The organism is Paenibacillus sp. 598K (assembly GCF_003851045.1).
Taxonomy (GTDB): Bacteria; Bacillota; Bacilli; order Paenibacillales; family Paenibacillaceae; genus Paenibacillus_D.
The window spans coordinates 1-15,645 of sequence record NZ_BFBX01000200.1; the positions used below are offsets into that span (position 1 = coordinate 1).

General features: G+C 62.7%; 13 protein-coding genes. All 13 read left to right on the top strand.

Going from position 1 to position 15,645, the window contains the following annotated elements; translation table 11 throughout:
• Positions 1-1,588 (top strand): ATP-binding cassette domain-containing protein (locus PA598K_RS34305; RefSeq protein ID WP_128661206.1); only part of this gene is annotated, 1,588 nt, incomplete at its 5' end.
• A gap of 73 nt (positions 1,589-1,661) precedes the next feature.
• Entirely contained in the window at positions 1,662-2,213 is a 552-nt protein-coding gene (gene lepB / locus PA598K_RS34310; protein WP_128661207.1) for a signal peptidase I, read from the top strand.
• Positions 2,214-2,367: 154 nt separating this feature from the next.
• Positions 2,368-3,846 (top strand): sensor histidine kinase, encoded by a 1,479-nt coding sequence (locus PA598K_RS34315; RefSeq protein ID WP_128661208.1) that lies wholly within the window; start codon positions 2,368-2,370, stop codon positions 3,844-3,846.
• Positions 3,847-3,851: 5 nt separating this feature from the next.
• The gene (locus tag PA598K_RS34320; protein WP_128661209.1) at positions 3,852-4,538 is read left to right on the top strand and encodes a response regulator transcription factor; all 687 of its coding nucleotides are present in this window, start codon (positions 3,852-3,854) and stop codon (positions 4,536-4,538) included.
• 38 nt (positions 4,539-4,576) lie between these two features.
• Positions 4,577-7,771: an efflux RND transporter permease subunit gene (locus PA598K_RS34325; protein ID WP_128661210.1), complete on the top strand. Its 3,195-nt coding sequence runs from the start codon at positions 4,577-4,579 to the stop codon at positions 7,769-7,771.
• A 135-nt stretch (positions 7,772-7,906) separates the two neighbouring features.
• On the top strand, positions 7,907-8,749 hold the full coding sequence (locus PA598K_RS34330) for an EcsC family protein (RefSeq protein WP_128661211.1): 843 nt from the start codon (positions 7,907-7,909) through the stop codon (positions 8,747-8,749).
• Between the two features lie 4 nt (positions 8,750-8,753).
• Positions 8,754-9,557: an undecaprenyl-diphosphate phosphatase gene (locus PA598K_RS34335; RefSeq protein ID WP_128661212.1), complete on the top strand. Its 804-nt coding sequence runs from the start codon at positions 8,754-8,756 to the stop codon at positions 9,555-9,557.
• A 319-nt stretch (positions 9,558-9,876) separates the two neighbouring features.
• A complete protein-coding gene (locus tag PA598K_RS34340) occupies positions 9,877-10,884 on the top strand; it encodes an ABC transporter substrate-binding protein (protein WP_128661213.1) in 1,008 nt (335 codons plus the stop codon).
• A gap of 7 nt (positions 10,885-10,891) precedes the next feature.
• The gene (locus PA598K_RS34345; protein WP_128661214.1) at positions 10,892-11,935 is read left to right on the top strand and encodes a FecCD family ABC transporter permease; all 1,044 of its coding nucleotides are present in this window, start codon (positions 10,892-10,894) and stop codon (positions 11,933-11,935) included.
• Positions 11,928-12,692, top strand: coding sequence for an ABC transporter ATP-binding protein (locus PA598K_RS34350; protein ID WP_128661215.1), 765 nt, complete (start codon positions 11,928-11,930; stop codon positions 12,690-12,692). Before PA598K_RS34345 ends, PA598K_RS34350 begins: the two co-directional genes overlap by 8 nt.
• A complete protein-coding gene (gene cobT / locus PA598K_RS34355) occupies positions 12,689-13,753 on the top strand; it encodes a nicotinate-nucleotide--dimethylbenzimidazole phosphoribosyltransferase (protein WP_128661216.1) in 1,065 nt (354 codons plus the stop codon). Before PA598K_RS34350 ends, cobT begins: the two co-directional genes overlap by 4 nt.
• A gap of 47 nt (positions 13,754-13,800) precedes the next feature.
• Positions 13,801-14,574, top strand: coding sequence for a bifunctional adenosylcobinamide kinase/adenosylcobinamide-phosphate guanylyltransferase (locus PA598K_RS34360; protein ID WP_128661217.1), 774 nt, complete (start codon positions 13,801-13,803; stop codon positions 14,572-14,574).
• Positions 14,571-15,545: an adenosylcobinamide-phosphate synthase CbiB gene (gene cbiB, locus PA598K_RS34365; protein ID WP_128661218.1), complete on the top strand. Its 975-nt coding sequence runs from the start codon at positions 14,571-14,573 to the stop codon at positions 15,543-15,545. Before PA598K_RS34360 ends, cbiB begins: the two co-directional genes overlap by 4 nt.
• Positions 15,546-15,645 lie beyond the last annotated feature (100 nt).

Here is a 15,645-nt window from a genome sequence, read left to right on the forward strand (position 1 = left end):
CAATGGCGCAGGCAAGACGACGCTGCTGGAGACGTTGGCCGGCTTGCACAAGCCGCAGGAAGGGACGATCCACATCGACGGCTTGCCGCTATGGAGAGAGGGCAGGCTGAAGCGAGAGGCTCTGCTTGCCTTCTCCATCACGCTGCAGCACAGCCACGCCCAATGGTTCGCTCCCACAGTGCGGGACGAGCTAATCTATTCGCTGTCGCCGCTGCGTCTGGAGTCGGCTGAGAGCGAACGCCGTATCGCATCCGCACTCCCCCGGTGCGCGCTCTCGCCGGAGCTGCTAGGCAGCGATCCCTGGCGGCTGAGCGGCGGCGAGCAGCGCCGTCTGGCGCTGTGCTGCGCGATCGTGACGCGTCCGCGCTGGCTGCTGCTCGACGAGCCGACGGCCGGTCTGGACGGGGCCGGTGTGCGCGAGCTGCTCCAGCTGCTGCGCGAGCACCGCTCGCAGGGCGGCGGCGCTCTCATCGTCACCCATGATTGGGATGCGCTGTGGCCGCTCGCTGACTATGTGATCGAGCTCGCGGATGGTCGCGTCCAGAGCTACCGGACGCGCCGGGAGACGGCCGACTGCTGGCAGCAGGCGGTAAGCGATGGCGATGTCGCGCCGCCGCAGATGACCGAGGAGGCTGCTGTACTGCTGGCGCTCCGGCGGCGCGGTCTGGCGATCCCGGGTCTGGCGGAGAGCGACAGGATAGCGCCAGAGCAGCTGGCCGAGCGGATCGCCGCTCAGATTGGCAGGCCTCGCCCGGCGATCGAGGCATCTCCGGTGCGCTCGTCTGATCGCGTCGCGGCGGTCTCTGTCGCAGCGACGGATGCATCAGCAGCGCCTGACGCCGCTCGAGGGAGTCGGCTGCGCGCGCGCGATCCGCGGGCGCTGTGGGCCGCTTATATGCTGCTCAGCTTCGGCCTGCTCCTCCAGCAAGCCTGGCCAGGTCTGCTCGTCGGCGCGGCGGTTACCGGGGCGATCCTCTGGCAGGTCCGGGACGAGTTGGCCGCCTGGCGCGGCGTGATCCGGATGTATGCCTTGTTTGCGATTATCGTCACCGCTCTGTCGGCCGTGCAGCTGCGACCATTGGGATGGGATCTGACCGCCGGGGCGGCGACGACGCTGCAGTTCGCCAAGATTTTCCTCGTCATGCTGCTCGGCATCGCGCTGGCGCAGCTGGTGACGCCGTTCCGGATGCAGCGGGCGCTTGAGCAAGGCTTGTCGGGTCTGGCGAGGCTGGGAGCGCCGGTACGGACGGTGGCGCTTACGGTAGCCTTGATCTTCCGTTTCCTGCCGCTCCTGACCGCCGAGTGGGAGCGGTTTGCCCGGATCGCGCGGACGCGAGGCAAGTCGACGGCTCGACCGGGACGCGTCGCCTTCCGCCAGCTGCCGCGCATGCTGGTGCCCTATATGATCTCCATGCTCAGACTGGCGGAGCAGATGGCCGAGGCGCTGGAGGTGCGGGGGTTTGGTCGAGAGACGCGGACGCCGACGAGATTGTATCGTCTGGAGCTGCAGCTAGCCGACTATGTGTTGGCCGCGGCTGGACTGGTATTGTTTATCGCGCTGGTGACGGCGCGCAGTATCCCGTCTTGAGCGAACTGCAACATTTTGTCATCCAGCACGTATAACCAATAGTATGATTGTCTATTAGCTAGGAGGAAGAGGAATGGAACAGGAAGTGAAGCCGTGGCGGAACCAGCGCAAAAGCTGGCAAAAGGAAGTGCGCGAATGGGTCGTGTCGATCGTGATGGCGATAGGCATCGCCCTGCTAATCCAGAACTATGCCTTCGCCCAGGCTCAGGTGCATCAAAGCTCGATGTACGGTACGCTGGAGGAGGGCCAGCGGCTCGTGGAGGACAAGCTGAGCTACCGCTTCACCGAGCCGGAGCGCGGCGATATCGTTATCATCGACGGGCCGGAGAGCGACATCCGCCTGATCAAGCGGCTGATCGCGCTGCCCGGTGATACCGTCGATATGCGCGAAGGCGCCGTCTACCTGAACGGAGCCAAGCTGGACGAGCCCTATGCCAACGGCCAGACCTTCCCCAACGGACTGGAGCTGCCCATCACCGTACCGGAGGGCAAGGTGTTTGTGCTCGGCGACAATCGCGAGAAGAGCATCGACAGCCGACAGCTCGGGCTGATCGCGAGCAGCTCGCTGGAGGGCAAGGCGGTATTTCGCATTTGGCCGCTCAAGAAGTTTGGCGGACTTCATTAAGCAGACCCCAAGACGCGACACCCCCTGCAAAGGCTCGGGCTCGCGTCTTTCTTCTGTTTGACGGGCGCTTAAGAATTATTTAATACCTCGTTTCGATTTGATTCATAACTACACTGTATGATAAAACTACCTCAAACAAAGGCGTGAGCGAACGATGTCCATTACCGGGAGACTGAAGCTGGCATTTCTGGGGATGATCATCGTCCCCCAACTGGTGCTGGTGCTGCTCCTCTTCCTGACGTGGCCGATCATCGGAGGCAGTATCGATCTGCGCAATACCTATGAAGTCAACCGCGAGCGCGAGCTGGAGCTGACCAGCCTGACCGGCGAAGTGCGCTATGCGTTGCGGGAGCATCCGGAGAGATTGGAGGACGATGACTACCTGCAAGAGCTGATCGAACGTTACGGTCAATGGGAATCGGCGATTCGCGTCGAGCAGGGCGGACGGCTGATCGGCGAATCGCCATGGCTTGCGGGACTCGAGGTTCCCGAGGTGCCCGAGGTGCCCGAGGTGATGGCGAGCTCGGAGGAGACGATGAAGCACGACGGCAAGCATTACTACGTCCTGCGCATCGCGGAGACGAACGGGGGCGACACGAGCATCACCTTGCTGCTCAAATACGAGACGCTGCCCTTTTATCTCCAACCGCTAATCATGTTGATTTTCCTGGTCTCTATCGCAGCCACGCTGTTCATCCTGGCCTACCTTGTCTCCGGATCGTTGACCAGACCGCTAGGCAAGCTAAGACGAGCAGCCGAGCATATCGAAGCGGGCCACCTCGACTACCAGCTCGAGCCGATGAAAAACCATGAGATCGGCCAGGTGCGCGATGCCTTCGAGAACATGCGTCTGCGGCTGAAAGAGTCCATCGATCAGAGCGTCCAGGTCGAGCATAACCGCAAGGAGCTGATCTCCAACATCTCGCATGATCTGAAGACGCCGATAACGGCGATCAAGGGTTATGTGGAGGGTCTGCTCGACGGCGTCGCCAACACCGAGGAGATGCAGCTCAAGTACATCCAGACAATCTACAAAAAAGCGACCGAAATGGACGTCCTGATCAACGAGTTGTTCCTCTACTCCAAACTGGACTTGAATGAAGAGCCTTACGAGCTGCGAACCTTCAATCTGGTCAGCTATCTGGAGGATTATCTGGAGGAATGCCGCTACGACATCGAGAAGACGAGCGTGCGGCTGACGGTGGACATCCCGACCAACGCCAGTCTGCCGGTGTTCGCCGACGGCGAGAAGCTGAGCCGGGTATTGTCCAATATACTCGATAACAGTCTCAAGTACATGAAGCGGATGCCTGACGAGGTCGACAAGCAAATCGAGGTCAGCCTGAGAGAAGAGCAGGGGATGGCCGTCATCGGGATCCGCGATTCGGGTCCGGGGATCGACGAAGAGGCGTTGCCGCATATTTTCGACCGGTTCTATCGTGCGGAGCAGTCGCGCAATTCGGCGCTTGGCGGCAGTGGGCTTGGGCTCGCCATCGTCAAGCGGATCGTCGAGGGGCATGGCGGTCAAGTGGACGCTCGCAGCAGACCCGGCGAGGGCAGTCTGATCCTGCTGCGATTGCCGTTGGTGCAAGAGAACAATACTGCAAGCATAACTGACGAGAGGGGAGGCTGATTGCGATGGCGCGCATACTGATTATCGAGGACGAGAGCGCGATCGCCGAGCTAGAGCGCGACTATCTGGAGAGCCACGGCTTTGCCGTGGAGCTGGAGAATAACGGCGACAGCGGCCTGCGGAGGGCGCTGGCCGGACAGTACGACCTGATTATTCTCGACCTGATGCTGCCGTTTGTGGACGGCTTTGAGATCTGCCGGCAGATCCGCCAGACCAAGGACATTCCGATCCTGATGGTGTCCGCCAAGCAAGCCGAGATCGACAAGATCCGCGGGCTGGGGCTCGGAGCCGATGATTTTATGACCAAGCCATTCTCTCCTGGCGAGCTGGTAGCCCGGGTGAAGGCGCATCTGTCGCGCTACGAACGGCTGAAGGGAACCAAGGATGCGCAGCAGGATCAGATCCGGGTAAGGGGGCTCATCATCGACAAGCCGTCGCGCCGTGTCTATGTCAACGAGACCGAGGCGCCGCTGACCAGCAAGGAGTTCGATCTGCTGACGCTGCTGGCGAGCTATCCGGACCGGGTGTTCAGCAAGGATGAGCTGTTCGAGCGGATCTGGGGGCTGGATTCGATGGGCGATCTCAATACGATTACCGTCCATATCCGCAGATTGCGCGAAAAAATCGAGCAGGACCCGTCGGATCCCCAATATATCGAGACGATATGGGGTGTCGGGTACCGCTTCAAATAGATGGTGCTAGAGATAAAAAAGGAGCTGGGGAAACGCCTATGAAAAGTATGATTCGATTTTCAATTAATAACAAATTTGCGCTATGGATATTGACCCTGATCGTCACGGTCGCCGGTCTCTACTCGGGCTTCACGATGAAGATGGAGACGATCCCGAACATCAATGTGCCGATTCTGAGCATCACGACGATCTACCCCGGGGCGACCCCGGAGGAAGTGCTGGATAAGGTGACGCAGCCGATCGAGCAGCGGACGCGCAACCTTGAAGGGGTCAATGTCGTCAGCTCGACCTCGATGGAGAACGTATCGTCAATCATCCTCGAGTATAGCTACAAAAAAGATATGGAACGCGCGGAGCTGGAGGTCAAGGAGGTACTCGACAAGCTGGCGCTGCCGGATGGCGCGCAGGCGAGCGATGTGTCGCGCATCTCGCTGAATGCCTTCCCGATCTACACCTTCAGCGTATCTGACGCCAATACGGAGCTGGCTGAGCTGACCGAGCTCGTCGAGGGGACCTTTGTCCCTGCGCTGCAAGGCATCGAAGGCGTAGCTGATGTCCAGATCTCGGGTCAGCATGTCCAGGAGGTCGAGTTGGTCTTCAACGAGCAGCGGATGGCTGAGCTTGGTCTGGACCAGCAGACGGTACAAGGCATCATCCAGGGCTCTGCGCTCCAGGTGCCGCTCGGTATTTTCGAGTTCGGCGATACGGAGAAGGCCGTGCTCGTCGACGGCAACATCATCGATCTGGACGACCTGCGCAATCTGCGGATCCCGGCGATCCCGGCGGCGGGTGGCGGCATGGAGGCCCCGGCTGCGCCAGGCGGCGCAGACGCCCAGGGTGAAGCAGGCGGCGAACAGCCAGGAGCGGCGCCGCAAGGAGCCGGAGAGGCCGCTGCGCAGCAGTTGCCGGAAGGCATGCAGATGCCGGGCCTGCCAACCGTCCCGCTGAGCGAGATCGCCGAAGTATCGCTCCTCGGCAAAGCCGAGTCGATCTCGCGCACCAACGGCCAGGACTCCATCGGCATATCGATCGTCAAGGCGGCAGACGCCAACACCGTCGAGGTCGTCAATGCGGTCAAGGCCGAGATCGAGAGCATGAAGTCGCAGTACAGCGGTCTTGACGTCCAAGTGAGTATGGACCAGGGCGAGCCGATCGAGGATTCGGTCGAGACGATGCTGAGCAAGGCGTTGATCGGCTCGTTGTTCGCGGTCATCATTATCCTGTTGTTCCTGCGCGATGTGCGCTCGACGATCATCTCTGTCGTCTCGATTCCGCTGTCGATCCTGATCGCGCTGCTCGTTCTGAGCCGGATGGACATTACGCTCAACGTCATGACGCTGGGGGCGATGACCGTCGCGATCGGCCGCGTCATCGATGATTCGATCGTCGTCATCGAGAATATCTATCGACGGATGGCGCTCTCAAGCGAGAAGCTGACCGGCAAACAGTTGGTCATCGAGTCGACGCGGGAGATGTTTGTTCCGATCCTCGCTTCGACGATCGTCACGATCGCGGTGTTCCTGCCGCTCGCGTTGGTCGAAGGAGCGATCGGCGAGATTTTCCTGCCATTTGCGCTTACGATTGTCTTCGCCCTGCTCGCGTCGTTGCTCGTCGCGATTACGATCGTGCCGATGATGGCTCATCTGATGTTCCGCAAGGTGCTGAGCGGCGAGCGCCAGCTGAAGCGGCATGAAGACAAGCCGGGACGGATGGCCGAAGGGTACCGCAGCATATTGAACTGGTCGTTGAATCATAAAGCCATCACCTTTGGCGGGGCTTCGCTCCTCCTGATCGCAAGCTTGTTCATCGCGCCGATCATCGGCGCCAGCTTCCTGCCGGAAGAGGAACAGAAGGTGATGACGATCACCTACAATCCGGCGCCGGGCGAGTCGCGCGATAATGTCGAACAACTGGCGCTGCAGGCGGAGAAGGCGCTTATGGAGCAGGAGGGCGTGCAGACGCTGCAATATTCGGTCGGCGGACAAAATCCGATGAGTCCTGGCGCGTCCAAGCAAGCCCTGTTTTTCCTAAGCTATGACTCGGACTTCAAAAACTTCACCGTAGAGAAGGACGTCGTGCTGGAAAAGCTGCAAGGCATCGGCGGCAATGGCGAATGGAAGCAGCAAAACTTCATGACCGGCGGTCTGGGCGGCAGCGGATTATCCCTGTTCATCTACGGACCGGACATGGAGACGATCCGTCCCTATGTCGATCAGGTGGTCGGCATCATGAACGGGCAGGATCAGCTGACCAATGTCAGCTCCAGCATGTCCGAAACCTATGACCAGTATGTGCTCGTCGCTAATCAGGAGAAGCTGAGCCAATACGGTCTGGCTGCCGGCCAGATCGCGATGGAGCTCAGTCCGAACAGGCAGCGCCCCGTCCTGACTACGATCGAGCATGAGGGCAAGGAACTCAATGTCTATATCCAGGTCGAACAATCGTCCTATGGGTCCCGCGAGGATCTGGAGAACGTCATGCTCAACTCGCCGCTCGGCATGCAGGTGCCGCTCAGCGATGTCGTGACGATCGAGGAGGGCGAAGCGGCCAATACGATTACCAAGCGCAATGACCGCGTCTATGCCGAGGTGAGCGCGACAGCGACGACCGATAATGTCGCCAGCGTCTCGACCGAGCTGCAGAAGCAGGTCGATCTGCTCGAGCTGCCGCCTCAAATCGAGATCGGCCAAGGCGGCGTCACCGAGCAGATCAACGAATCGTTCACCCAGCTCGGTCTGGCGATGGCGGCGGCGATCGCGATCGTCTACCTCGTCCTCGTCATCACCTTTGGCGGCGGACTGACGCCATTCAGCATCCTGTTCTCGCTGCCGTTCACCGTCATCGGCGCGCTCGTCGGCCTCTGGATTGCTGGCGAGACGATCAGCGTCACCGCCCTGATCGGCGCGCTTATGCTGATCGGCATCGTCGTCACCAACGCGATCGTCCTGATCGACCGAGTCATCCAGAAGCAGAAGGACGGACTGGCAGTGCGTGAGGCGCTGCTGGAGGCAGCCGGCACAAGGCTGCGGCCGATCCTGATGACAGCAATCGCGACGATCGGCGCGCTGCTGCCTCTGGCGCTCGGCTTCGAGTCCGGCGGACTGATCTCCAAGGGACTTGGCGTCACCGTTATTGGCGGTCTGACGAGCTCGACCTTGCTGACGCTTATTATTGTACCGGTTGTCTACGAATTCGTATCCCGGTTCCGCAAAGCGCCGGCTCACCAGGAATAATCGCTTTGACCGTCCGCAGCCTTCGATGGCTGCGGGCGTTTTTTTTGTCGTCTGGAGGCGAACCGGCAGAAACCTTCTCTTGCCTTCCCCGTATAATAGGCATCAATAATTAACGGAAGGAGCTGGAGTGGGATCATGAATAAGGAATCCTGGGACGAGCTGCAGCATATGCTGGTAGAGATCCGCTCATGGGAGAAGGAGCAGAAGGACATCTGGTTCTGGGAGAAGCTGGGCCGCCTGCCGTTCATGCTGCTGGACAAGGTGACACCGCGCGTCATCCAGAACAAGATCAACGAGGTGGTGAACGAGCTTGGCTCATACGTGCAGACGGGAGGCCGTTATCTGATCTCCGAGCCGCGCACGGTGAAGCTGGTCGAGCAGCTATGGCGTGAGAGCGGCGATCCCGAGGCAGCCAGATACGATAGCGTCACGCTGGGGCAGATCGGCGAGCATGTCCCGATCTCCGTCATGATGGCGGCGGCCGACCAGCTGTCGGACCAAGGTACGCGGCTGGCGACGGTGCAGGGCGCGAGCATAGGCATCGGCGGCATATTCACCCTGGCGGCAGACATCCCCGCGATCCTTGGATTGTGCCTCAAGATCATCCAGGAGATCGCGCTCTGCCATGGCTATGACCCGTCGATTCACGAGGAGCGCATCTTCGCCGTCAAATGCCTGCAGTTCTCATCCTCCGACATCGTCGGCAAGAAGGCGATCCTCGAGGAGCTGAGCCATTATGGCCGTCCGGAGAGCCAGGTCGCCGTCATGTCCCAACTGCAGGGCTGGCGCGAGGTGATGGCGGCGTACCGGGACAATTTCGGGTGGAAAAAGCTGTTCCAGCTCATCCCGGTCGCCGGGCTGGCCTTCGGCGCGTTCATCAACCGGGGCATGCTGCGGGACACCGCCGAAGCGGCCCATATGCTCTACCGCAAACGCAGAATCCTGGAGCGGCTGGGAGGTCTAGCGGAGGAGGCGTAGCCTATTGGAGCAACTCATTCAAGCGATAATTTTAGGCATCATCGAAGGGTTGACGGAGTTTTTGCCGGTGTCGTCGACCGGTCACCTGATCCTCGCGGGCGAAGGGCTTGGCTTCGTCGGCGAATCGGCCAAAACGTTCAAGATCGTCATCCAGCTCGGCGCGGTGCTGGCGGTGCTGGTGCTGTACTGGCCGAAATTCATGTCGCTGGCGCGCGATATGCTGGCCTTGAGATTTAAGCAGCCGGGCAAGCTGGATGCGATCCATATCGTGCTGGCGCTTCTGCCCGCCGTGCTGCTCGGCTTCCTGCTGCACGGCTTTATCAAGCAGCATCTGTTCGGCCCGGAGCCGGTGCTGTACAGTCTGGTTGCCGGAGGCATCCTCATGATCATCGCCGAGCGCAGCAAGCGCCGGATCACGGCTGCGGAGATGGACGATCTGTCGTACAGGCAGGCGCTCGGCATCGGCTGCTTCCAATGTTTAGCGCTCTGGCCAGGATTCTCGCGCTCGGGCTCGACGATTTCCGGCGGGCTGCTGCTTGGCGTCAGCCAAAAGGCTGCGGCGGAGTTCACCTTTATCATCTCGGTGCCGATCATGCTCGGCGCTTCGGCGCTTGACCTGTACGAGAGCCGGGATGTGCTGGTCGCGGCGGATGCGCCGATTTTTCTGGTTGGCCTGGCGGCTTCGTTTATCGTCGCGATGCTTGCGGTCGTCACTTTCATCAATCTGATCAAGCGGCTGCGGTTGACCTGGTTTGCGTTGTACCGTTTCCTGCTGGCTGCCGTATTCTACTTTTGGGTCATCGCCTAAAGGTCATCTGCGGGTTCGTCTCCTGCCGCAAGCACCCGTTCGGTATAGGGAGCAAGCGGCAGGTGTCAGCTCGTCTGGACAAACGCGTATCCGGGATGGTATAGTGAAATCCGGTGATTAGGCAGCTGTTGGATCGCGGCAGCCCGCTTGCGCATGCCGGGGCGGATTGGCTGCTATGCTGGAGATCATATCGAAGCATGTCTGACACGTTGGGTCGGCATGCTTTTTTGTATGTTTGCGAAGCGCTCTGGCGAGCCTTGTATAGGGGCGATGACGCAGTAGCAAGGGACTATGCAACAAGAGGAAGGATGAGGGCAAGATGGGTTACACAGGCAAGCAACGGAGGTACAGAGCATGGATCGCGATGATGCTCATCGCGATCATGGCGACGCTGGCAGCATGCGGCGGCAAGGCAGAGGAGCCGCGCATCCAGGAGCCGGGCGTAGCTGTGGACAATGGCGGAGACAATGCTGCACCGTCGAATGGAGGGGACGGAGAGGCGTCCGGCGCGACGCAATACCCGATCACGGTGACGGATGCGACAGATGTCGAGCTGACGCTCGAGGCGGCGCCGCAGGCGATCGTCTCGCTCGTCCCGAGCGAGACCGAGGTGCTGTTCGCGATCGGCGCAGGCGGCGAGGTCGTCGGCGTCGACGAATGGAGCAACTATCCCGAGGAGGTCGCTGCCATCACCAAGATCGGCGATATGTCGACCAATATCGAAGCGGTAGCGGCGCTTAATCCCGATCTGGTCGTCGCTTCCGCCTCGATGAACGCGCAGGCGCTCGAGGAGCTGCGCCGACTGGAGATCCCGGTATTCACCTCCAATCCGAAGACGCTGGACGAGACGATCGCCCATATCGAGCAGATGGGGCAGCTGCTGGACCGTCAGGACGAAGCGACCCTCGTGGCGCAGCAGATGCGCGACGCCAAGGCGCAAGTCGTCGAAGCGGTCAAGGACGCCCCGCATAAGCGGGTCTATCTGGAGTTCTCCCCGGGCTGGTCGGTCGGACGCGGCGAATTTCTGGACGAGCTGCTGACGCTGGCTGGCGGCGTCAATGTGGCCGGCGACGAGCAGGGCTGGTTCGAGATCGATCCCGAGCAAGTGCTGCAGAGCAATCCCGAGATCATCATCTACCCCGACTTTGGCGGCGATATGACGATCCCTGATCTGATCGCCAGCCGTCCGGGCTGGGAGGCGATCGACGCCGTTCGCAACGGCGAGCTGCACGAGGTGACCAACGATCCGCTCGTCCGGGTCGGGCCGCGCCTCACCGACGGGCTGCTGGAGCTGGCCCGCGCGATCCATCCCGACCGGTTCGAGTAGACCGGCGATGCGTATACGATTGTACATTTATGGAGGAGCAGCGATGCTCCTCCTTGGCGCATCTGCGCTCCTCTCGCTATCGATCGGTTCGGCCGGCTTCCCGCTGGCCAAGGTATGGAGCATTCTTTGGCACCAGCTGCCGTGGACGAGCGGCGAGTCGCCGTGGACCAAGCTGGATACGGCGATCATCATCCAGGTGCGGCTCTCCCGCGTCCTGCTGGCCGTCCTGGTCGGCAGTTGTCTGGCGCTGGCGGGCGCCGCCTTCCAGGGCATCCTGCGCAATCCGCTGGCCGACCCGTATACGCTTGGTGTGGCGTCCGGCAGCTCGGTGGGAGCGGCATTCCTGATCCTGTTCGGGATGCAGCATGTGATCGGCCTCTGGTCGGTGCCGATCGTCGCTTTCAGCACCGGTCTGGTGACAATGTTCGCCGTGTTCTGGCTGGCCCGCAGCCAGGGCGCGATGGGCATCGAGACGCTGATCCTCTCCGGCGTCGTCGTGCAAGCGTTCCTGACGGCGATCGTCTCCTATATGGTCTCGCTCTCGCAGGGCGTCGTCAACGAGGTATTGTTCTGGCTGATGGGTAGTCTCTCCAAGCGCAATTGGGGACATGTGCGGCTGCTGTTGCCCTTCGTGGCGATCGGCTTGCCGCTGCTGGTGTACTACGCCCGCCAGCTCAACCTGCTGGCGATGGGGGAGCGGCATGCCGCGCATCTGGGGATGCGTGTCGAGCGGACCAAGCTGACGGTCCTTGTCCTCTCGACGCTGCTGACGGCAGCGGCGGTGTCCGTCTCCGGGGTCGTCGGCTTCGTCGGGCTCGTCGTGCCGCATATCGTAAGGCTGCTCGTCGGGCCGGACTATCGGTTGATCGTGCCGCTCTCGGCGATTGGCGGCGGCATCTATGTGCTATGGGCGGACACGCTGGCGCGCACGCTGACCAGTCCCAAGGAGATCCAGCTCGGCATCGTCACCGCCTTAATTGGCGCGCCTTTCTTCGCGTATCTGCTCAAGCGGCGCAAGAGCTTGGTGAGGGGAGAGACAGTCCATGATTGAGGCGAGACAACTGGTTAAGCGAGCGGGCGGACAGACGATTCTGGAGGGGGTCAGCTTCCGGGTAGAGGCAGGCGAGATCGTCGGCATCATCGGGCCCAATGGCGCGGGCAAGTCGACCTTGCTCGGCCTGCTCTCCGGCGTCGAGCGGCCGGATGGCGGCGATGCGCTGCTGCGCGGCCGCTCCGTGTCCGCATACGGCCGTCGCGAGCTGGCGCGGCTGATGGCCGTGCTCCAGCAAGGCGGCCTGCCTGAGACGGCATTTACGGTGCGCGAGGTCGTCGAGATGGGAAGGTTCCCGTATCAGAACTGGCTCGGCGACGAGGAAGCGGACAGCCTCGAGGTGATCGAGCAAGCGCTGGCGGCGATGCGGCTGACCGCGCTCGCCGCCGCTGAGCCGACGACGTATCTGGATATCGGCTATCAGATGCAGTTGCTCGATACAGTGCGGGCGTGGCAGCGCCGAGACGGTCTGACCGTCGTCGCCGTGCTGCACGATCTCAATCTGGCGGCGCAATACTGCGATCGGTTGCTCGTCCTCCATCAGGGACGGGTGGCGGCGTCGGGACGGCCGGAGCAGGTGCTGACGCCGGCGCTGCTGCGCGAGGTGTATGACGCCGATGCCGACGTGCTGCAGCATCCGCAGACCGGTCGCCCGCAGGTACTGCTCAATCCTCGTACAGGCGAAGCCTTCGAACCGGCGCATAAGGCATTGGATACAGATGGAGAGCAAGCAAGAGGAGGCACGACGAAGAGATGAAGCAATCGGCAGAACAACAGTTGACGGCGGTGGCGAGCGCGATCGGCCCGCTCGATGAGTCGGCGATGGCGCAGGCAGCCGCACGTCTGGACAGCTTGACCAAGCCGCCGGGCAGTCTCGGCGCGCTCGAGACGCTTGCTGTGCGTCTGGCTGGCATCTGCGGCGAGGTCGATCCCATACTAAGACGCAAGGCGATCGTCGTCATGGCGGCCGACCACGGCGTCTGCGAGGAAGGCGTGAGCGCCTATCCGGCTGCGGTGACCCCGCAGATGGCGCTCAACATCGCCGCTGGCGGGGCGGCCGTTAATGTGCTGGCGCGGCAAGCCGGCGCGGAGGTCCACTGCGTCGACATCGGCGTCGCAGCGGAGCTGGCGCATCCTGCGATCTGGCCGCGCAAGATCCGTCCCGGCACCGCTAACATGGCCCGAGGCGCAGCGATGACCAGGGACGAGGCGTCGCGTGCGGTGTTGACCGGCATCGAGGTAGCGGATGAGCTGGCATCTCGCGGCGTCGAGCTGCTCGGCACCGGCGAGATGGGCATCGGCAATACGACGGCGAGCGCCGCGCTCTGTGCGGTGCTCTGCGGGCTCCCGCTGGAGCTGGCGACTGGCCTCGGCACGGGCATCACGGAGGAGGCGCGCCAACGCAAGCAAGCGGTCATCGCCCAAGCGATCGCGACCAACCGGCCGGACCCGGCCGACCCGCTCGACACGCTCGCCAAGATAGGCAGTCTGGAGATCGCAGCTCTCGCGGGACTGATCCTCGGCGGCGCGGCGCGGCGGCTGCCGATCGTGATCGACGGCTTCATCTCGACGGCGGCGGCACTCGTCGCGCTGCGGCTGGCGGCTGCGGTCGCGCCGTATGTGCTGCCCTCTCACCTGTCGCAGGAGCGCGGACATGCCGGACTGCTAGAGACGCTTGGGCTGGAGCCGCCGCTTCGTCTCGGGATGCGGCTCGGCGAGGGCACTGGCGCCGCGCTCGCCTTCCATCTGGTGGAGGCTGCCTCCCGTATCATTCGCGAGATGGCGACCTTCGAGGATGCAGGCGTATCCCGGAGCTAGATGGACTAGCATAGCAGGCAAGAGACAGAAGTGAGAGGGGGAGCGAGATGACGATACTGATCACAGGCGGCGCGCGCAGCGGCAAGAGCGACTTTGCCGAGGCCGCAGCCGCCAGGCTGGCCGATAGCGGCGTCTATGTGGCGACGCTGGAGCCGCTCGACGAGGAGATGCAGGAGCGGCTGAAGCTGCACCGCCAGCAGCGGGCGGCCAGCGGCTTCGACTGGCGGACGATCGAGGAGCCGCATGATCTGACGGACCGACTCCGCGAGCTCGCGACCGGCGCCGGATATGAGGCGGCGCGAATGGGCGGATCGGCGGCAGACGTTGGGCGCGCAGCGGCGCAAGAGAGCAAGCTGGCGTCTGACGATGGGCAGGTGGGGCCGAGATTGCGAGATTCGGACACAGAAGCCGAGCTCGCAGCGGATCGACTTCGGCTGTCGGGGACAGGGCTCGGTCGCGCATCTGTCCCCGAGCTACGTCCGCCGGTCGTGCTCGTCGACTGTCTGACGCTGTGGCTGACCAACCGGATGCTGGCGCTCGAAGGCGCGGGCGGCGCATGGGGCGAGGCCGAGGCGGCGGCGCTCGCAGCGGAGACGGAGCAGCTGATCGAGCTGTGCAGCAGCTACCCGCTGCCGCTCCTGCTCGTCACCAACGAGGTCGGCGGCGGTCTCGTGCCGGAGTACCCGCTCGGCCGTCGCTTCCGCGATGAAGCGGGACGACTCAATCGTCGTCTGGCGGCGGTATGCGAGCGCGTCTATCTGGTGACAGCGGGCATCCCGGTCGAGCTGAAGTCGATCGCCGCCCGTCTGGACGAGCTGTGATCGGCTACTCGCTGGGCGAGATCGCCCTCATGATCGCCGCTGCGATCGTCGTCGACTGGACCGTCGGCGATCCCCGGCGGCCGGTCCATCCAGTCATCCGGATCGGGAGCGCGATAAGTTGGCTCGAAGGATGCCTCTATCGAGAAGCGGACCCGCCTGCCGTGAAGCGGCGCAAGGGACTGCTGCTAGCCATCGCGGTCCCGGCTGCGGCCGGGATCGCGATGGCCGCCCTCGTCGCGGCGGCGCAGTGGCTGCATCCATGGCTCGGCTACGGCGTCACGATCTGGTATATCTCGACGACGATTGCCGTCAAGGGACTGAAGGATGCGGCGATGCTCGTCTACCAGGCACTGCGCGAGGGCAGGATGTCGGAGGCGCGCGATTGTACGGGCCGCATCGTCGGCCGCGATACGGCGGCGATGGACGAGCCGGAGGCGGCGCGGGCGACCGTGGAGACCGTCGCGGAGAACACCGTCGACGCTCTCGTGGCGCCGCTGTTCTGGGCGCTGCTCGGCGGCGCTCCGCTGGCGATGCTGTACCGGGCGGTCAATACGCTCGATTCGATGGTCGGCTACCGCAATGATCGATATATCGACTATGGCAAGGCGTCGGCGCGACTCGACGACGCGATGAACTATGTGCCGGCCCGTCTGACGGGCTGGCTGTTGTTGGCGGCGGGTCTGATGATCCCGAGCGCGTCGCCCCGGCGCGGCCGCCGCGCCGTCCGAGAGCATGCCTCTCGGCATCCAAGCCCCAACAGCGGCATCCCCGAGGCGGCAGTGGCAGGCATGCTCGGCATCGAGCTGGGCGGCCGCAACGTCTACTTCGGCGTGCCGAGCGAGAGGGCCCGTCTGGGCTGGCCGCTGCGGCCGCTGGAGGCCGAGGATATCCGGCGTACCGTGCGGCTCCTCTACATCGTCAGCATCATCTGTGGGATCGGAGGGATTGTGTTATGGCGGGTAAGCGGATAAAGGGCTGGCTATCGGAGCTGGTGCTGGCCATCCAATTCCTGACGCGTCTGCCGTTGCCGCTGCAGCCGAGAACTCCGGCTGCAGCGGCAACGGCAGACGC